This window comes from Streptomyces sp. NPDC006197 (assembly GCF_040613865.1).
GTDB lineage: Bacteria > Actinomycetota > Actinomycetes > Streptomycetales > Streptomycetaceae > Streptomyces.
On sequence record NZ_JBEXSZ010000023.1, the window covers coordinates 1 to 18,667 of the forward strand.

General features: G+C 74.7%; 17 protein-coding genes. 10 read left to right on the forward strand and 7 right to left on the reverse strand.

The window, feature by feature from the left end; all coding sequences use genetic code 11:
* Positions 1-82: 82 nt before the first annotated feature.
* Together ABZ318_RS10040 and ABZ318_RS10045 are read right to left on the reverse strand one after the other, a co-directional pair.
* On the reverse strand, positions 83-397 hold the full coding sequence (locus tag ABZ318_RS10040) for a hypothetical protein (RefSeq protein WP_356901996.1): 315 nt from the start codon (positions 395-397) through the stop codon (positions 83-85).
* 164 nt (positions 398-561) lie between these two features.
* Positions 562-1,344 carry a hypothetical protein gene (locus ABZ318_RS10045; protein WP_356901997.1) on the reverse strand — a complete coding sequence of 261 codons (783 nt, stop codon included), beginning with the start codon at positions 1,342-1,344 and terminating at the stop codon, positions 562-564.
* A 246-nt stretch (positions 1,345-1,590) separates the two neighbouring features.
* Here ABZ318_RS10045 and ABZ318_RS10050 point away from each other — a divergent pair, with 246 nt between their 5' ends.
* The gene (locus ABZ318_RS10050) at positions 1,591-2,322 is read left to right on the forward strand and encodes a transglycosylase family protein (RefSeq protein ID WP_356901998.1); all 732 of its coding nucleotides are present in this window, start codon (positions 1,591-1,593) and stop codon (positions 2,320-2,322) included.
* Positions 2,323-2,334: 12 nt separating this feature from the next.
* Here the strand turns inward: ABZ318_RS10050 and ABZ318_RS10055 are convergent, their stop codons facing one another.
* The 3 genes from ABZ318_RS10055 to ABZ318_RS10065 are packed head-to-tail and all read right to left on the reverse strand — an operon-like array spanning position 2,335 to position 6,157.
* The gene (locus ABZ318_RS10055; RefSeq protein ID WP_356901999.1) at positions 2,335-2,991 is read right to left on the reverse strand and encodes an ATP-binding cassette domain-containing protein; all 657 of its coding nucleotides are present in this window, start codon (positions 2,989-2,991) and stop codon (positions 2,335-2,337) included.
* A complete protein-coding gene (locus ABZ318_RS10060) occupies positions 2,988-5,771 on the reverse strand; it encodes an ATP-binding cassette domain-containing protein (protein ID WP_356902000.1) in 2,784 nt (927 codons plus the stop codon). The genes ABZ318_RS10055 and ABZ318_RS10060 overlap by 4 nt, the downstream gene beginning before the upstream one ends.
* Entirely contained in the window at positions 5,759-6,157 is a 399-nt protein-coding gene (locus ABZ318_RS10065) for a hypothetical protein (protein WP_356902001.1), read from the reverse strand. The genes ABZ318_RS10060 and ABZ318_RS10065 overlap by 13 nt, the downstream gene beginning before the upstream one ends.
* Positions 6,158-6,256: 99 nt before the next feature.
* Between ABZ318_RS10065 and ABZ318_RS10070 the strand changes: the two genes are divergently transcribed.
* The 5 genes from ABZ318_RS10070 (at position 6,257) to ABZ318_RS10090 (ending at position 11,046) form a co-directional block, all read left to right on the forward strand.
* Positions 6,257-6,796, forward strand: a complete 540-nt coding sequence (locus ABZ318_RS10070; protein WP_356902002.1) for a hypothetical protein — start codon at positions 6,257-6,259, stop codon at positions 6,794-6,796.
* Positions 6,774-8,066, forward strand: coding sequence for an ABC transporter substrate-binding protein (locus ABZ318_RS10075; RefSeq protein ID WP_356902003.1), 1,293 nt, complete (start codon positions 6,774-6,776; stop codon positions 8,064-8,066). The genes ABZ318_RS10070 and ABZ318_RS10075 overlap by 23 nt, the downstream gene beginning before the upstream one ends.
* A gap of 73 nt (positions 8,067-8,139) precedes the next feature.
* On the forward strand, positions 8,140-9,414 hold the full coding sequence (locus tag ABZ318_RS10080) for a glycosyltransferase (RefSeq protein WP_356902004.1): 1,275 nt from the start codon (positions 8,140-8,142) through the stop codon (positions 9,412-9,414).
* 141 nt (positions 9,415-9,555) lie between these two features.
* Complete coding sequence (locus ABZ318_RS10085; protein ID WP_356902005.1) at positions 9,556-10,524, forward strand: YafY family protein; 969 nt, start codon at positions 9,556-9,558, stop codon at positions 10,522-10,524.
* 306 nt (positions 10,525-10,830) lie between these two features.
* On the forward strand, positions 10,831-11,046 hold the full coding sequence (locus ABZ318_RS10090; protein WP_356902006.1) for an I78 family peptidase inhibitor: 216 nt from the start codon (positions 10,831-10,833) through the stop codon (positions 11,044-11,046).
* A gap of 81 nt (positions 11,047-11,127) precedes the next feature.
* Here ABZ318_RS10090 and ABZ318_RS10095 read toward each other — a convergent pair whose 3' ends face one another.
* Positions 11,128-12,024, reverse strand: a complete 897-nt coding sequence (locus ABZ318_RS10095) for a phosphatase PAP2 family protein (protein ID WP_356902007.1) — start codon at positions 12,022-12,024, stop codon at positions 11,128-11,130.
* 406 nt (positions 12,025-12,430) lie between these two features.
* Between ABZ318_RS10095 and ABZ318_RS10100 the strand changes: the two genes are divergently transcribed.
* Positions 12,431-14,326, forward strand: a complete 1,896-nt coding sequence (locus tag ABZ318_RS10100) for an MFS transporter (RefSeq protein ID WP_356902008.1) — start codon at positions 12,431-12,433, stop codon at positions 14,324-14,326.
* 43 nt (positions 14,327-14,369) lie between these two features.
* On the opposite strand, the gene sepF is transcribed toward ABZ318_RS10100, so the two are convergent.
* Positions 14,370-14,804 carry a cell division protein SepF gene (sepF, locus tag ABZ318_RS10105; RefSeq protein WP_030315727.1) on the reverse strand — a complete coding sequence of 145 codons (435 nt, stop codon included), beginning with the start codon at positions 14,802-14,804 and terminating at the stop codon, positions 14,370-14,372.
* Between the two features lie 322 nt (positions 14,805-15,126).
* On the opposite strand from sepF, the gene ABZ318_RS10110 reads away from it, so the two are divergent.
* From ABZ318_RS10110 to ABZ318_RS10120, 3 genes are all read left to right on the forward strand, one after another.
* Positions 15,127-16,455, forward strand: coding sequence for a DUF5685 family protein (locus ABZ318_RS10110; protein ID WP_356902009.1), 1,329 nt, complete (start codon positions 15,127-15,129; stop codon positions 16,453-16,455).
* 327 nt (positions 16,456-16,782) lie between these two features.
* On the forward strand, positions 16,783-17,580 hold the full coding sequence (locus ABZ318_RS10115; protein WP_356902010.1) for a DUF1684 domain-containing protein: 798 nt from the start codon (positions 16,783-16,785) through the stop codon (positions 17,578-17,580).
* Positions 17,581-17,780: 200 nt separating this feature from the next.
* Entirely contained in the window at positions 17,781-18,635 is an 855-nt protein-coding gene (locus ABZ318_RS10120; RefSeq protein WP_356902011.1) for a S1 family peptidase, read from the forward strand.
* The last annotated feature ends 32 nt before the right edge of the window (positions 18,636-18,667 follow it).

Here is an 18,667-nt window from a genome sequence, read left to right on the forward strand (position 1 = left end):
CTGCCGGCGCTGAGGCCTGTCGGCAGGGTGTCCTGAACGGTGACCGGGGTGCCGTTCGTCCTCCGCCGTTCGTTCTTCCGTACTAGAGACCTCTGCGGGGCCCCGGTGGCAGCGCCGCCTGGGTGTGGGGGTGCTGCTGCCCCGACCAGGCCGTCGGATACCCGCTCGCGTGCCGGTGCCCGTACACGCCCGTGCTCAGGACCGTGCCGAAGGCCCGGAAGCTCAGCTCCTCCTCGCCGCTGCGGTCGCCCGGCAGCGTACGGAACGTCCTGCGGTACTCCGAGTACAGGGCGTCGTAGATCGGCGTCGGCGAAGGGCCTGCCGTGACGTCCCGCGCGGGACGCATCGCGGGGATCTGGCTCGGATACGGCTGGGTGAAGGGGTCGTATGGGTGCACATAGGTGCCAACGACACCGCCGTCCGTCGGATGCGGGCGGTTCTCCGAAAGAGGAGCGCTCCGGGGACGCGGCACGGTCGGCACACCCGGTCCCGCCCCCGGCGCGTCCGGTCCCGCCCCCGGGAACTGCCGCGCCCGCCGTAAGCCCGGCCGGCCGTCTTCCATCAGGTGCCGGCCAGCGGCATGGCGGCGGCCACCAGACGGCCGTTCGCGGCGGCCTTCTCCAGGGCGTCGCGCAGCAGGTCCTCGCGCGGCTGCTGGCCGATCGAGCCCACCGGGGCGGCGAAGACCAGGACCGTGTGCGACTTGTTGGCCGCCGCGCGCCAGCCCTCGGTGACCTGGAGCGGCTGGTGCGCCTGCCACCAGGCGGCCTGACCGGCACCGCCCGGCCCCGGCTGGAGCACGGAGTGCAGCTGGCCCATGGCGACCAGGACCGACCAGCCCGGCAGCATCGTCGGCTTCTCGCCCAGGTCCGTGACCGGCTGGAAGCCCTGCTCGGTCAGGAGCGAGAGGAACTCGTCGGCGAGGCCGTCCGAACCGGGACGGGCCACCGGGGCGGTCGGCTCCACGACGAGCGCCGGGTGCAGCTCGCCCTCGATCAGGACGAGACCGCTGGTGACCCCGAGCACGGCCTGCTCGGGGTGGGAGGCGGAGAGCGCGTCGGCGGCGTCGGAGGCCGTGATGGAGGCGACGGCGCCCTGGAGCTGCTCCTCGGCGACCCGGACGACCTGCGACGGGATGCAGCTGGCGTGGGCGAACGCGAGGACCGCGGTCTCCTCGCCGACGAACAGCACCGTGCTGGTGCGCTCCTGGTCGGAGTCTCCCGGCGTGCGGCAGGAGGTGCAGTCGTAGCTGCCCGGGGCGTTGTCGCCGGCCAGCAGCCGGTCCGCTTCTTCGTCGCCGATCTCGGCGCGTACGTCCTCGCTGACGTCGAGCATGCGCGGCACGGGGGGCTCCCTGGACTCGGTACGGGGGACGCCGGGCCGTTCCCGGGCGTCTCATGCCGAGTTCAACGGGTCAGCCTCGGCCGGGGTCACGCGCGGAAGCGAGGCAAGTTGCCGGTGGCGCGTGCGTCCCGGGCGGTCCGCGGGCGTCCGTGCTCGTCCGGGGCCGTGACTCCGACCGGGTGGGGTGTGAACAGTGTTCCGCGCGGCACGGGTCGGGGGCGGTGGGGGGCTGCCTAGCCTTCCCCGATGTCGAAGATCCGATTTTGGACGGCGGGTTCCCTCGTGGCGGCGTCCGCGGCCGCGCTCCTGACCCTGGCCCCGGCGCCCGCCCTGGCCCGGGACACGCCCGCGGGGCCCGTCCCGGGCGCGGTCGCGGGGGCGCGGGACGTGCCGGGGGCCGTCGAGGACCTGGTCGCCGGGGTGCGGGAGCTGCCGGGGGCCGTCGAGGGCCTGGTCGCCGGGGTGCGGGACGTGCCGGGCGGCGTGCGGGAGGTCTCCGCCGCGCTCCTGGGCGTGTCGGACGCGCTCCGGGAGGCCGCCGCCGTGCCCTCGTACGCCTGCGCGCGGGACCAGTGGCCGTGGGGCTGCGTCGCCGAGTGCGAGAGCAGCGGGCGCTGGCACGTCAACACCGGCAACGGCTTCTACGGCGGACTCCAGTTCTGGCACCCCACCTGGGTCGAGCACGGCGGGCTGGAGTACGCCGCTCGCGCCGACCTGGCGACCCGGCAGCAGCAGATCACCGTCGCCGAGGGGGTGCTGCGCACCCAGGGGTGGGGGGCCTGGCCCGTCTGCTCCAAGCGGTACGGCCTGTCCGGGCGCGTCCACACCGTCCAGGCCGGCGACACGCTCGCCTCGGTCGCCCGCCGCTTCGCGGTCAAGGGCGGCTGGCAGGCGCTGTACGCGGCGAACCGGAGCCTGATCGGACCCGACCCGAACCGGATCGTCGTCGGCACCATGCTGCGGATCGACCCGCTCTGAGGTCCGGCGGCCTCAGCGGTACTCGGCCGGCTCCCCGCTCGACGCGCGGGAGCCGCGCCGCAGTTCGTGCACGAGCGAGCCGCGCGGCAGCCCGTCCGGTACGCGCTGCTCGGCCAGGACCACGGCCGCCCCGCGCTCCACGGCGAGCTCCCCGAGCATCCGGTACGTACGGGCCGCGACCGGCGGGGCCATGCCGAGCGACGGCTCGTCGACCAGCACCACGCGCGCGCGTGCGAGCAGCGCGCGGGAGACCGCCAGCATCCGGCGCTCCCCGCCGGACAGCGTCCCGGCCGTCCGGGGCAGGAGGGGGACCAGTTCCGGGTACGGGGCGGTGGCGTCGGGCGCGTCGGCCCCGGGCGCGGCGAGCGCGAGGTTCTCGGCGACGGTGAGGCCCGCGTACACCGCCCGCAGATCCGGTACGAAGCACAGCCCGCGGCGCGCCCGTTCGTGCGCCGAGAGGCGGGTCACGTCGGCCCCGCGCCACTCCACCCGGCCCGCCGCGAGCCCCACCGTGCCGGCCAGGGCGCGCAGGGCGGTCGTCCGGCCCGCGCCGTTGCGGCCCAGGAGAACCGTCACCGTCCCGGCCGGCACGGGCAGGTCGAGACCGTGCAGGGCCTCCAGGGGGCCGTAGCGGACCCGGGCGGCGCGCAGGGCGATCTCGACGCTCACGACAGGATCCGGCCCCCTTCCATGGTGTGCACCGTGTGCGCGATCCCGGCGACCAGGTCCGGGTCGTGCTCGACGACGAGGACGGTCAGACCGTCCGCCGCGAGCGCCGCCAGGATCCGGGCGAGCGCGGCGGTCTCGGCGGCGTCGAGCCCGGCGGCCGGCTCGTCGAGGAGGAGCGTGTGCGGCCGCCCGGCCAGCGCGCGGGCCAGCTCGACCCGGCGCAGCGTTCCGGTGGGCAGGTCCGCCGCCGCCCGGTGCCGTACGGGCCCGGCCAGCCCGAGCAGCCGCAGGCTCCGCTCCACGGCGGCCGGGTCCTCGCGTCCCCCGCCCTGCTCCTGGCCCAGGCGGACGTTCTCCTCGACGGTGAGCGACGGGAACACGGCGAGCCGCTGGAAGGTCCGGGCGATGCCGAGACGGGCCCGGGCGTGGGCGGACCGGGCGGTGACGTCGGCGCCGTCGAGCGTGATCCGGCCCTGGCCCCGGCGGGGACGGAGGGTCCCGGCGAGACAGTCGAACAGGGTGCTCTTGCCCGCGCCGTTGGGACCGACGAGGGCGGTGACGCGGGCGGGGGAGAGGGCCAGGGTGACGTGGGAGAGGGCGGTGACGCCTCCGGGGTAGGTGAGGGTGAGGTCGTCTGCACGGAGTCCCTCGCGGGGGCCCGTGCGGGGGCCCGTGCGGGGCGCTGGGCGGTGCGGGTGCGTCCGGTGCGGGGTGGGCGCGGGTGCCGTGGGGCGGGGCGGGGCTTCGTCGGCGGCCGGCGGGCCGTGGGGCTGCGTCCGGCCTCCGACCGGACCGGGGTTCCCACCCGCACCCCCCGTGCGGGCTGTCGACAGAGGTGCGGGCTTTCCCGTGGGGGGTTCCGCACCGTCGGCGGCCGACGGGTCGTGGGGGCGCCTCCGGCCTCCGGCCGGGCCCGGGCCGCTGGTCGTACCGGCGCCTTCGGGTGGGCCCGGTTCCCTGGCCGTATCGGTGTCCTGGGGCGGGCCCGGGGCGCCGGCCGCGCGGGCGCTTCCGGTGGGGTGGGGCCGGGGCAGTAGGGACGTCAGGGGCGGGAGGCGGCCCGTCAGTGTTGCCAGGAGGCCTGTCAGGGCCACCGCCGTGCCCGCCTGGGGGCCCGCGTCGAGGGTCGTCAGGAGGGCCGCCCCGGCCAGGGGGGTGAGGAGGCTGTCGGCGCCCAGGACCAGGACGGCGGCGAACCAGAGCAGGCCGCGTACCGGGTCGTACTGCTCGGGGTCGAAGGCGCGCAGGCCCATGCCGAGGAGCCCGCCGCCGAGGGCCGCCAGGGCAGCGCCCAGGACGAAGGCGAGGAGCTTGAGGCGGGGCACCGGGACGCCCGCCGCCTCGGCGCCCGGCTCGTGGTCCCGCAGGGCGGCGAGCGCGCGGCCCGTGCGGCCCCGGCGGAGGGCCGCCACCAGGGCCAGGCAGCCGGCCAGGACGACGAGCTCCAGGGCGTAGAAGGCGCGGTCGTCGGAGAAGCCCGCCGGGCGGCCGAGGGTCAGGCCCGCCGTCGCGTACGGCTGGGTGAGGACGAAGCGGCTCACCGCCACCCCCACGGCCAGCGTCGCCAGGGCGAGGGCCAGGCCGTGCCGCCGGATCGCCGGCCGGCCCGTCACCAGACCCGCCACCGCCACCATCGGCACCGCGAGCCCGAGGGCCGGCAGCGCGGGCACCCCGCCGGCCGCGAGCAGCGCCGTGAAGAGGGCGCCCAGGCCCGCGTACGCCGCCTGGCCCAGGGCGATCTGGCCGCCGCGGCCCGCCACCACGACCAGCGACAGGAGGATCACGGCGAGCGCGGGGACCTGGACCGCCGTGTGCAGGTCGGAGCCCGCGAGTCCGAGCGGGAGGAGGAACAGGACGCCGACCACCAGCCACAGGGCCGTGGGCACGCGGGCGGGCCGGGCCGGTGACGGCAGGGCGTCCTCGCCCTTGCCGCCGACGCCCGGCAGGACGAGCGTCGCCACCAGGAGCGCCACCACGAACAGGTTCGCCCCGACGGCCTGGAGGAGGGGGCCCGCCCAGCCCTCCGGGTGCAGGCGGGTCAGCTGCGCCTGGGCGACCCCGACGGCGAGCGCCGCCCCGATGGCCACCGGTAGCGACCGCATCCTCGCGATCACCGCGACCGCGATCACCTCGACGACGAGCAGCGGCATCCCGTACGGGTCGAGCCGTACGTACGGGGCGAGCAGCACGCCCGTGAGCCCGGCCGTGAACGAGCCGAACGCCCAGCCCGCCGCCGCCACCCGGTCCGCGTCGATGCCCGCCAGGACGGCGAGCGGACGGTTGTCCACGACCGCCCGCAGCTCCCGGCCGAACCGCGTCCACCGCGTCACCGCCCCCACCAGACAGGCCAGCGCGACCACCGCCGCGAGCTGCGCCCACGGATCGTCGCCGAGCAGCACGGGCGCGTCGTCCCGGGCCCCCGGGCCCCACAGCAGCACCGCCCCGCCGACCAGGAGGACGAAGACGCCGATGGTCGCCACCAGGGTCTGGGCCGGACGGGAGCCGAGCAGCGCCAGGGGGCGGAAGACGCCCCGGTCGAGGGCCAGGCCGAGGGCGGGGGCGACGAGGAGGAGCGTGACCGGGGCGCCCAGGGGCAGCGGCCAGCCCCAGCCGACCACCAGCTGGCGGAGCACGTACGCGCAGACCATGGCGACGGCGCCGTGCGCGAGGTTCAGCACGCCCGTCGCCCGGTAGGTGACGACCAGGCCGATGCCGGTGAGCGCGGCGGCGCTGCCGACCGCGAGGCCGGCGAGCGTCAGCTCGTACGTCAGGGAGGCCACGGCTCACACACCGGGCAGGGGGCGAGCTCCGCGTCCCCCACCGCCACGGCCTCCGCCTTGCCCGCCACCAGCGGGCAGTCCGGACGATGCGCCAGGGTCCCCTCGGGGACCCGCAGGAGGGGGCCGTCCGAGGACGGCGGAGGAGGCTCCTGAGGACCGGGGAGACGCGGCCGGGGAGGGCGTACGGGTAGCAGCGCCGCCGCACCGACGAGGACCGCGCCCGCCACGAGGAGCGCGGCCCCCGGCACCGTGCACGAGGCCAGATAGGGCAGCTGGCGCTCCGCGAAGCGCTCGCCGGAGATCCCGTACCAGCCGAGCGCGCAGAGCACCGCGCCCCCGGCGGCCGCCGCGAGACCGCTCCAGAGCAGGATCCGGGATGTCGGCACGGGGCCCTCCCTCGTCTCTTCCTTGCACTATGCCCCGATCCGTCCCACCCTGGAAACACCAGCCGCTCCGGACTGGCCGGACACCCGGTGGTGAGCCAGATGGTTGTCGTACGACGTGGTGGTGGACGCTCCCGTCTCGCGGTCCTCGGGGCCGTCGCCGTCCTCGCTCTGGGGCCCGCCCTCACGAGCTGCTCGGACGACGGCGGGTCGAAGGGCGACAACACCGCCTCGTCCGCCCCGTCGTCCGGGAAGACGGCCCAGCCCCCCGGAGGCGCCACCCAGCCGGACGACCCCGCGGCGGCACGGGCCGAGATCACCAAGAACTGGACGGCCTTCTTCGACCCGAAGACCCCGACGGCCGAGAAGACCAGGCTGCTGGAGAACGGCGAGCAGATGGCACCCGTCCTCGCGGCCTTCGCCGGCGACAAGAACGCGGCGGCGTCGGCGGCCAAGGTCAAGAACGTCGACTTCACCTCGCCCGACGGGGCGAACGTGACCTACGACCTGCTCGTCGGCGGCAACCCCGCCCTGCCCGACGCGAAGGGCACCTCCGTCCTCCAGGGAGACACCTGGAAGGTCTCCGTGAAGACCCTGTGCGGCCTGGTCGAGCTGAGCGGTGTCACCGTCCCGGGCTGCTGAGGCGGTCGCGGCGCTGCTCCTGGCCGTCCTGCTCGCCCTCCTCACGGCCTGCGGCAGCCGTCTCCCGGAGCGCGTCTTCGAGACGCGGCCCACTGCCCACCCCTCCGGCGGTGAGCCGCTCCGCGTCGGGATCATCACCAGCGCCACCAGCCCCGTCGGCGGGCAGGCCTTCACCGGCCCGCGCGACGGGGCCCGCGCCTGGTTCGACGCCCTCAACGCGCGCGGAGGCCTCGACGGGCGCCGCATCGAGGTCGAGACCTGCGACGACGGCGGCAGCGGCGTCGGCGACAACGCGTGCGTGCACCGGCTGATCGACGAGCGCGGGGTCTTCGCCCTCGTCGCCACCACCGCCCTGAACTACGCGGGCGCGCCCCTCGTCGCCCGGGCCGGCGTCCCCGACATCGGCGGCCAGCCGCTCACCCCCGCCTACGACACCTATCCGCACCTCTACGGCATCTACGGCAGCTCCGCCCCGCGCACCGGCCGCGAACCCGGCTGGGGCGGCACGCTGTACGGCGGGACCGAGGTCTACCACTGGTTCCGGAAGGAGCTGGGCGCGCGGACCGCCGCCGTCGTCTCCTACAACCAGGCCGCCTCCGCCTCCTACGCCCGCCTGGTCGTACGGGGGCTGCGCGCCGAGGGCTACCGCGTCGTCGAGGAACAGGTCGACTTCGCCCTGCCCAACTTCCGCGCGGTCGCCGCCGATCTGCGGGCCGAGCACGCCGACCTCCTCTTCGACGCGATGGACACCCACGGCAACGTGCGCCTGTGCGAGGCGATGGAGACGCTCGGGGTCAAGGTCGCCGCCAAGGTGACCAACGTGCAGAACTGGTCCTCGGCCGTCTCCCACGACTACGCCCGGGCCCCCGGCTGCCGGGCCTCGCTGTGGGTGACGGGCTCCAGCCGGAACTACGACGACACCGGACATCCGGCGGTCCGCGCCTTCCGCACGGCCATGGGCGACCGGCCCCTGTCGCAGTGGCAGCTGGAAGGCTGGGCGGCGGCGATGTGGTTCACCGACGCGGCCCGCTCCTGCCTCGCCCGGGGCGCGCTCACCCGCGGCTGCGTCGAGGAGTTCATGAACCGTCCGGAACCGTACACCGCGCGCGGACTGCTGCTCCCCGTACGGTTCGAGCACCTGGCCCGGCCGCCTGCCACCCGGAACACCTGTCTGTCCGTGGCCCGTTGGCAGGACGGACGGGGCTGGGTGAGCCAGGGCGACATGACCGGGAACTGCGCGACCGTCCCCCAGCTCGGCTACCGCCCGTGAACGGCGCCCCCGCACCGGCAGTACAGTCGGGCACCGACCGACTGACCGACTGACCGGGGGGAACCGGCAGTAGATGCGTATCTCCTTTCTGCTCCACAACGGCTACCACTACGGCGGCACCATCCGGACCACGTTCACGCTCGCCGAGGAACTGGCGGAACGCCACGAGGTCGAGATCGTCTCCGTGTTCCGCCACCGCGACCGCCCGATCCTCGGCCTGCCGGCCGGGGTGACCCTCCGCCACCTCGTCGACCTGCGCAAGGACAGCCCCGGATACGACGGCGACCACCCCGACTTCCACCGTCCCGCCGTGGTCTTCCCGCGCGGCGACGGCCGCTGGAAGCAGTACAGCGCGCTCACCGACACCCGGATCGGGGAGTACCTCCGCGGGGTGGAGGCCGACGTCCTCGTCGCCACCCGTCCCGGGCTCAACGTGCACCTCGCCCGGCAGGCCCGGCGCGGACCGGTCCTCGTCGGCCAGGAACACCTGATCCTGAGCGGCCACAGCTACCGGCTGCGCCGGGACATCGCCCACGAGTACGCGCTCCTCGACGCCGTCACCACGGTCACCGAGGCCGACGCCCGGACCTACCGGAAGCTCCGGCTGCCCGGCGTACGGGTCGAGGCCGTGCCCAACAGCGTGCCCGCGCCCTCCGCGCCGCCCGCCGACCCCGCGGCGCGGACCGTCGTCGCCGCGGGCCGGCTGACCCGGGTCAAGCGGTACGACGTGCTGATCGACGCCTTCGCGTCCGTGGCCGCCGACCATCCCGACTGGAAACTGCGGATCTACGGCACCGGCGACGCCGTCCAGGACCTCAAGGCCCCGCTGACCCGGCAGATCAGGGACCGCGGGCTCGACGGGCAGGTCTTCCTCATGGGGGCCGTCACCCCGATGGAACCGGAGTGGGCCAAGGGCTCGATCGCCGCCGTGACCTCGCAGCGCGAGTCCTTCGGCATGACGATCGTCGAGGCGATGCGGTGCGGGCTGCCGGTGGTCTCCACCGACTGCCCCCACGGGCCGCGCGAGATCATCGAGGACGGGGTCGACGGGCGGCTCGTGCCGGTCGACGACGTCGCCGCCGTCGCCGCGGCGCTGCGGGAGTACGTCGAGGACGAGGAGCTCCGGGCCAAGGCCGGGCGGGCGGCGCTCGCCGCGTCCGAGCGCTTCGACCCCTCGCGGATCGCCGCGCGGCACGAGGCCCTGTGGACGGAACTCGTCGCGCGCGGCGCGGGACGGCGGGTGCACGCGGCCGGCCGGGCGCGGGTGCATCGGGAGGTGGGGCGGGTCGTGGACGCCGTCTACACCCAGAAGGCGAGGGCGGGCCGCCTCCTCCGCCGCCTCCGCTGACGCGACCCCGCGGGGGCCTCGCCCTGCCGGGCCCCTGGTGCGGCCCCGCCCCGGCGGATCCCCCGTGGGGTCGCGGGCACGCCCCGGTGGGGTTCGGATTGCGGACCGTGGTTGTCCGCAAGGGCTGGCAGACTCGGGGGCATGTTGGAGACCTCCGCCCGGCTGCTGCGACTGCTGTCGCTCCTCCAGGCTCATCGTGAGTGGTCCGGTGCGGATCTCGCCGAGCGGCTCGGAGTGACGGCCCGCACCGTGCGGCGGGACGTCGACCGGCTGCGGGAGCTGGGCTACCCGGTGCACGCCAGTCCCGGCACGGGCGGCGGGTACCAGCTGGGGGCCGGCGCCGAGCTGCCGCCGCTGCTCCTCGACGACGAGGAGGCCGTCGCGGTCGCGGTCGGACTGCGGTCCGCCGCCGGCCAGGGCGTCGAGGGCATCGGCGAGAGTTCCGTACGCGCCCTGGCGAAGCTGGAGCAGGTCCTGCCGGGCCGGCTCCGACGCCGTATCGGGGCGCTCAACGCCTTCACGGTGCCCCTGCTGCGTACCCCGAGGGAGCGGGTCGACCCGGCGGTCCTCACCGAGCTGGCCAACGCCTGCCGGGACGGCGAGCGGCTCCGCTTCGCCTACCGCGACCACGGCGGCGCGGCCACCCGCAGGACCGTCGAGCCGCACCGCCTGGTGTGCACGGAGCGGCGCTGGTACCTGGTCGCCTGGGATCTGGACCGGGGCGACTGGCGGACGTTCCGGGCCGACCGGATCGAGCCGACTCCGCCGCACGGCCCCCGTTTCCCGCCCCGCGAGCCGCCCGCCGAGGATCTGGCCGCGTACGTGGCGAAGGGCGTGTCCGGCACCGCCTACGCGGCGGAGGCGACGGTCCGGCTGCTGGTGCCGCTCGCCGAGGCGGCCGCGGTCGTCGGCGCGCTGGACGGGGTCCTGACGGCGGACGGGGAGGACGCCTGCCTGCTGCGAACGGGGGCGCACACCCTCGACATGATGGTGTTCCACGTGGCGTTCATGGGCTTCGAGTTCGAAGTGGTGGAGCCGCCGGAGCTGGCGGAGTCGGTCCGGGCGCTCAGGGACCGGTTGTCCCGGGCTCTCGACCGGTCGGAGGGCTGAGCCGCAGCCGTTCGTACGCCGCGGACTCCGGGTCTCCGGGCCTTCCGGCAGCGTAAGCATTGTGTAAGGGAAGAGTGCGTTCCCCGCGTGCGCGTCGCCGACGCAATTCGGGACGGCTCGCGGGAAGAGGGGAATTACCCGCGCCTTGTCCGCGCTTCCGAACCCTTCGTGCGAACTGATGGGCACCGCTGCGAATTACTGGAGAAACGGCCGGAAACGCGCCCCGCGACTGACGGGCGGACAGGTCAAACATATGTCGAGAACTTGTGACACAAGCGTGACCGCCAAGGGACTAACGTGAGGTTCATGTCACCCACTTCGCGCACTCCCGAACCGCCCCGCGACGCTCCCGGGTCCTATGTGGGCCTCGACGCCGAAGGGGCCGAGCAGCTCGCCAGGACCCGTGGCTGGAGCGTCGTCCGCTCCCTGCCGCCCGGCTCGATCATCACCATGGAGTACCTGTCCGGGCGCATCAACTTCGAGGTCGAGGACGGCACCGTCACCCGCTGCTGGCTCGGCTGAGGAGCCGGCGGGACCGTACGCGGAAGGGCCCCGGCCGAGGTGGCCGGGGCCCTTCCGCGTACGCGGAGGAGGGGGTACGGATCAGCCGCGGGTCACCGGGGCGCGCCGGCCGCCGGCCAGCCCCACGGGCTCCCGGACGGGCTCCCGCACCGGCTCCTCGGGCACGGGCGGGCGCGGCGGGAAGAACCCGGGGCGCGGGCCGCCGGAGGCCACGGGCAGCGAGGGCACGAGCCGGCGGCGTTCCCGCAGCCGCTCCCGCACCCGGTCGCGCGCGGCGAGGATCCGGGCCTCCGCCACGGCCAGGACCGGCTCGCACCAGGGCAGCGCGAGCAGGACGAGGAGCCCGGCGGCCCAGCCGAGCAGCACGTCGCTCAGCCAGTGCGTGCCGAGGTAGACGGTGGTGAGGCCGACGCCGAGCGCGACCACCGCGGAGAGGGCCGACAGATAGCGCCGGGCCCTCGGGGTGGTCGCCAGGTAGGCGAGGATGCCCCAGGTCACGACCGCGTTGGCGGTGTGCCCCGAGGGGAATATGTCGCCTCCGGCGAAGAGCTCGGCCGAGCCGATCTGGGTCGCGTAGTGAGGTCCGAGGCGGCCGAGTCCGAGCTTGACCGCGCCCACCGAGACGTTGAGCAGCAGGAGGGCGGCGCCGAGGCACAGCAGGGGACGCAGGGTGTGCTGGCGCCAGGAGCGCCAGCCCAGCCAGGCGGCCACCATGACGGCCGTGGGGCCGCGCTGGCCGAGGACGACGTAGTAGTCGAGGAAGCCGTGGATCTCGGGCCACTGCTGGTACGGCCGGAAGAGCATGATCTTCCAGTCGAGGGTCACCAGCCACGTCGACAGCAGGACGGCCACGACGATGGCGAGGTAGAACGCCGACGTCCCGCCGAAGAGGGCGAGACGCGTGCGGGTCATCCGCGGGACCTCTATCTTCGGCGGTTCCGGCTCCCGGTCCAGCCGGGCAAAGATGTCGGTACGCACCCAATGGACGTTACAGGGAGTGAGAAGCAGACCCGGTCGTTCCGCTCCCTTCGTGATGACCATGTGATGTGGAGTAGGTCTCAGTGAGCAGTCCATTCCGGTCGTCCGTCGGGAAATCCGATGACCTTCCGCCCTATTCCCGCCGGGGGTGATTCCGGAAGTGTGTTTGAGTGCGTGGGAATTTCCTCAAACAGACGTCCGTGCGGAATTCCATGCGACGCGCGGGCCGTGCCGAGTGGCGTACGCCACACCCCCGGCCCCGGCGAGGTGAGAGCTGCACCACGCGCTCGGGCCTTGAACTCGCGTACGCTGACGGCTCACTCGCCCGTCGATGCCGGGCCGCCCCGGGGACATACGCCCTGGTCACAGCCCACCGAGCGCGAGAGCTTCACTGGGAGGTACGTACATGTCGCGGACGAACACGGCCCAAGGGCGATCGCGTTCCGCCGTCGACTCCGGCGCCAACCGCTGGGTCGTCCTCGTCGTCCTCTGCGTCAGCCTTCTCCTGGTCGCCCTCGACGCGACCATCCTCCACGTCGCCGTCCCCTCGCTCACCGAGGACCTGCGCCCCAGCTCCACCGCGCTGCTCTGGATCGTCGACGCCTACCCTCTGGTCTGCGCGTCGCTGCTGATCCTCTTCGGCACCCTCGGTGACCGGGTCGGCAGACGGAGGGTCCTCCTCCTCGGCTACGCGCTCTTCGGCATCGCCTCGGCGGTCGCCGCGCTCGCCACCGCGCCCGCGGTCCTCATCGGGGCCCGCGCGCTGCTCGGCGTCGGCGGCGCCATGATCATGCCCGCCACGCTCTCCATCCTCCGGACGGTCTTCCCCGACCGGAGGGAGCGTGCCACCGCGATCGGCGTCTGGACCGCCACCGCCGCGATCGGGGCCGCCACCGGGCCGGTGCTCGGCGGCTTCCTCGTCGAGAACTACTGGTGGGGCTCCGTCTTCCTCATCAACATCCCGCTGATGGCGCTGATCCTCCCGCTCGGCCGCCGCCTCCTCCCCGAGTCCCGGGGCGCCGCCGACGGGCCCTGGGACGTGCTCGGCGCGCTCATGGCCGTGGCCGGCGTGCTCGGCTGCGTCCTCGGCGTCAAACGCGCCGGGGCCGGCGACCCGCTGCTCGCCCTGCCGACCGCCGGGCCGCTGCTGCTCGGCGCCGCGCTCCTCGTCCTCTTCGTACGGCGGCAGAAGCGGCGCCCGCACCCCCTGATCGACCTGCGGCTCTTCTCCCGGGCCGCCTTCACCACCTCGGTCGGCTGCATCGTCATCGGCATGCTGGCCCTGGTCGGCCTGGAGCTCATCGCCGTCCAGTACCTCCAGTTGGTCCTCGGCCTCAGCCCCCTGGAAACCGGGCTCCGGCTCCTCCCGCTGACCTTCGCCGCCATGGCCGCCGGCGCCACCGGCTCGTACACCCTGCGCCGGATCGGGCCGCGCCGGATGGTCGGCTGGGGCTTCCTGCTCACCGCAGCCGCGGTGCTGCTGCTGACGTTCATGGGACAGCACGACCGGCCGCTGCTGCTCACGGTGGGGTTCGTGCTGCTCGGCTTCGGCCTGCAGACCACGCTCTTCTCGGCGTACGAGTCGATGCTCAGCGAGGCGCCGCAGCGCAGCGCGGGCGGCGCGGCCGCGATCGGCGAGACCTCGTACCAGCTCGGCGCGGGCATGGGCATCGCCCTGCTCGGCAGCGTGATGAACGCCGCGTACGCCCCCGCGCTCGCCTCGGTCCCCGGAGTGCCCGCGGAGGCGAGCCGGGCCGCCGCGAACTCGCTCGGGGAGGCCTACAAGGTCGCCGACCAGCTCGGTGGCACGGCCGGGGACGCCCTGCACCAGGCCGCCCGCCATTCCTTCGTGCAAGGCCTGCACGTCACGCTCTTCGTGAGCGCCGGGCTGCTGCTCGTCGGCGCGCTGATGGCCCGGCGGCTGCCGCGGATCATGGAGTGTCCGGTGGATCCGGAGGAGGCCTTCGACGCCCGGGAGGCCCAGGGGGCGCTCTCGGCCCAGGAGGGTCCGGACCGGGCTGCGGAGCCGGTCGTGGCCGGGGTGGCGGCGGGGGTGCCGGAAACGGCGTCCGCCGGCCTGTCGGAGCGTGCCGGTTCTTCGGGGGTGTCCGTCGCACCGGAGCGGGTCGCTTCGTCGGGGGTGTCCGCCGCGTCGGAGCGGGCCGGTCGTCCGGAGGCGCCCGGTCCGTCGGGGCGGGCCGATCGCTCGGAGCCGGTCGGTTCCCCGGAGGGGGTCGAGCCGCGGGTGCCCGCGACCCGGGAAGCGATCGAGCCCGCCGGCTCGGGGCGCCCGGCGCACTGACCCGATCCCGTCGGGAGGTGCCAGGGCCGACCGGCGGGCCCGCTCAGCTCTGGTTGAAGAAACCGTCCTGCTGACGTCGGCCCGTCTCGCCGGTGACGATCTGGGTGTCGGCGGGGGTCAGGAGGAAGACCCGCGTCGCCACGCGCTCGATCGAGCCGCGCAGACCGAAGGCGAGACCGGCGGCGAAGTCGACGACGCGCTTGGCGTCGTTCGGCTCCATCGCGGTCAGGTTCACGATCACCGGAACCCCGTCCCGGAAGAGCTCGCCGATGCCCCGGGCGTCCCGGAAGCCGTCCGGGGAGACGGTGGCGATCCGGCGGCCCCGGTCCTCGGCGGTGTCCGTGGCCACCCGGACCCGGGGGTCCGTCACCCAGGCGTCGCCGCCCTCGGCACCGTCGGCGTACTCGTCGTCGTAGTACCGCTCGTCGTTGTCCTCGACGAGTCCCAGCCAGGCACTGGCCTTGCGCACCGATCCCATGGACGCCTCCTTTCAGCGCGGTCACTTGTGGTTCCGCATGTCCCTATCGTCGTCCATGATGCGGATCGCGCGCCAAGTGGATAGTCGCCGCGCAGGGGATTCGTGACGGTACTGGTGCAGAACGTGAGGGCCGTTTCCTGGCGATTCGTCAGGAAACTTGCGGTATGAGGCCCCTGACGGAGGGCCATGCAGCTGAAAATATGAAAGTCGGGCTACAAGGGTGACGGTGGGCGCGTACGGGTGAACGGACCCACTCGCTACGATGCCGCGAGGCCGCCCGGCGGACCTTCGCCGCCCCAGCCCACGACTCACGGGGGAGTCCTTGTTCGGAATCGTCAGACCCTGCACCCATCGCCTCACCGACGGTCTCAAGACCGAGTGGATGGCCCACCTCTGCGGCCTCTGCCTGGCACTCCGCGCCGACCACGGGCAGTTCGCCCGGATCGTCACCAACTACGACGGGCTCATCGTCTCCGTCCTGACGGAGGCTCAGACCGGCGTGACCGAGGCGGGCCGCCGCACGGCCGGGCCCTGCGCGCTGCGCGCCATGCGGACCGCCCCCGTCGCCCGCGGCGAGGGAGCCAGGCTCGCCGCCGCCGTCTCGCTCGTCCTCGCCTCGGCGAAGGTCCGGGACCACGTCGCCGACAGGGACGGCCTGTTGGCCCGCCGCCCCGTCGCCGCCGCGGCCCGCCGCGTCGCCCGCTCCTGGGACAGGGCCGGGGCCAGGACCGGCCGGGACCTCGGCTTCGACACCGCCGTCCTCGTCGACGCCGTCGACCGCCAGACCGGCATCGAGGCCCTCGCGGGACCCGGCACCCCCCTGCTCGCCGTCACCGAGCCGACCGAGACGGCGACCGCCGCCGCCTTCGCGCACACCGCCGTCCTCGCCGGACGGCCGGGGAACGCGGCGCCGCTCGCCGAGGCGGGCCGCCTCTTCGGCCGCCTCGCCCACCTCCTCGACGCCGTCGAGGACCAGGCCGCCGACGCCGAGACCGGCGCGTGGAACCCGCTCACCGCCACCGGCACCTCTCGTGCGGAGGCCCGCCGGCTCGCCGACGACGCCCTCCACGGCATCCGCCTCGCCCTGAAGGACGCCGAGTTCGCCGACGGCAAGCTCGTCCACGTCCTGCTCGCCCACGAGCTGCGCACCTCGGTCGACCGCGCCTTCGGCACGACCGGTTGCTCGCACGGGGCGCAGGGCGTGCAGGCCTCCCACGGCCCGGTGCCGGGGAACCCGTACGGGGGGCAGCCGCCCGGCCCGTACGGCTCGCAGAACCCCTACGGGGGCGGCGGGAACCCGTACGGCGGCGGGAACCCCTACGGGGGCGGCGGGAACCCCTACGGGGGCGGCCCCATGGGCCCCGGAGGCCCCGGAGGCCCCGGAGGCCCCGGAGGCCCCGGAGGCCCGGGCGGACCCGGCGGACTGCCGCCGCAGTTCGGCGGCGGCGCGCCCCAGGCGCCCAAGCCGCGCGGCTTCCTCGCCGGGTGCGCCATGTTCACCTGGCTCTTCTGTACCTGCCAGATCTGCTGCGCCAAGGAGTACGAGGGCCCCTGGTCCCGCAAGAAGCGCGAGGGCTGCTGCCGGGACTGCGACTGCGGGGACCCCGGCTGCGGCGGCTGCGACTGCTGCTGCCCCTGCGACGGCTGCTGACGCTCCGTCGGTCACCCCCGCTTCCTTTCAACAGGAAGACCGCACGCGACCGAAGCCGCACTCGAACGGGTCTGGGGCGCGACCTGTCCGGCCACGACCCGACGGTCCGCTTCCGGACATCGCCCCCGACCCGGACTCGGCGCCGTGCAGGGCCGGGTGCGGGTCGCCGACCCGGTCGCGGTGGCGAGGAAGTGGCGGGCGCTGTGCGGGGCGAAGGGGCTCTCGATCCGGCAGCCGGGAACGCGGGGTCTTCCACGCGGAGTACACGGACACCACGCTGCGCTCGCACCCGGGCCTTCCCGAGCCGGTATGGAAAGGTGGCACACCATGAGCACGGATCCACAGCAGGACGCGCAGGCCTGGCAGCACTGGCACGAGCAGCGCGAAGCCGCGGTCGCCTCCTCGTACGGCCCGCTCTCCCTCACGGGCACCCACTGGCTCGCGGACTTCCCCGAGGGTCGTGTTCCGGCCATTCCCGGTGAGTGGCGGGAGGACGGCGACGAGGTGGTCCTGACGGCGGGTGCCGAGGACGGGCTCACCGTCGACGGCAGGCCCTTCGTCGGTACGGTCCGGCTCACCGCCGACCACGGCCCGATCCACGAGTCCCGGGTCGAGTCGGCGGGCCGGCGGCTCGTGGTGCTGCGGCGCGAAGGACTGTGGGCCGTACGGGACTTCGACCCGGGCTCGGAGGCGCGCCGCGCCTTCCGGGGCATCGAGGCCACCCCCTACGACGAGCGCTGGGTGGTGCCCGGGGTGTTCCGTCCGTACGGGGAGACGCGCAGCGTACGGGTGGAGAACGCGGACGGCCGGGAGCGCGGCCTCGGTCTCTCCGGGGAGCTGTCCTTCGAGCTGCACGGCGGCGAGCACGTGCTCCGGGTGGCCGTCGAGGACGACGGCACCCTGTGGGCGGTCTTCGCGGACGCCACCAGCGGCCGGGACAGCTACCGCTTCCGTTTCCTGCGGCCCGAGGCCCCGGCGGCGGACGGCTCGGTGACGGTCGACTTCAACCGCGCGCTGTTGCCGCCGTGCGCCTTCGCGGACCACTTCATCTGCCCGTTCCCGCCGCCCGGGAACACGCTCGACACCGCGGTGCCGGCGGGGGAGCGGCGGCTGAACCCGGCCTGACCAGGGCTTCTTCTGGTGGGTGGGGCCCCCGGTCGGGACGACCGGGGGCCCCTGTCCGTACGGCGGTCTTGTGCGTCCGCTCGGAGAGGGCCACTATCACTGGCGGTGCATGTCAGGAACACGTCACCTGATGGCGCCTCACGGGCCCGCCATCCACGGGCCCCTCCGCTTTTCCCAGAAGGAGAATTGTGAGGAGCACAGTGAGGAACACCCGCACCCGTCTGCTCGCCGTCGCCGCCGGTCTCGCCGCCGCGACCGCCCTCGGACTCCCCGGCGCCCAGGCCGCCCCCGCGCCCGGTCCCGCCGGAGCCGCGCAGCTCGCCCGCGCCGACGCCGCCGTGGAGGCCGCCGGAGTCGGCGGCACCGCCTGGTACGTGGACAGAGCCGCGGGTCGGGTCGTCGTCACCGCCGACTCCACCGTCACCGACGCGGGACTCGCGAAGATCCAGCGCCAGGCCGGCGCCGACGCCGGAGCCCTCCGCGTCCAGCGCACCCCCGGCGTCTTCAAGCCCCTGCTCGCCGCCGGAGACGCCATCTACGGCGGCGGCTACCGCTGCTCGCTCGGCTTCAACGTGGTCAGCGGCTCCACGTACTACTTCCTGACCGCCGGCCACTGCGGCAACGTCGCGAAGACCTGGTACACCAACTCCGCGCAGTCGACCCTGATCGGCGCCACCACCGGCTCCAGCTTCCCGGGCAACGACTACGCCCTGGTCCGCTACGACAACACCTCGCTCAGCCACTCCGGCGGCTACTCCGCCGCCGACGCCTACGTGGGCGAGTCCGTCAAGCGCACCGGCTCCACCACCGGCACCCACGGCGGCACGGTCACCGGCCTCAACGCCACCGTCCACTACTCCAGCGGCGGCACGGTGAAGGGCCTGATCCAGACCAACGTCTGCGCCGAGCCCGGCGACTCCGGCGGCCCGCTCTACGACGGCACCAAGGCGCTCGGCATCACCTCCGGCGGCAGCGGCAACTGCCGGACGGGCGGCACCACCTTCTTCCAGCCGGTGCCCGAGGCGCTCGCCGCGTACAAGGTCAACATCTACTGATCCCACCCGCACGGCCCGTTCATCGAACCCCC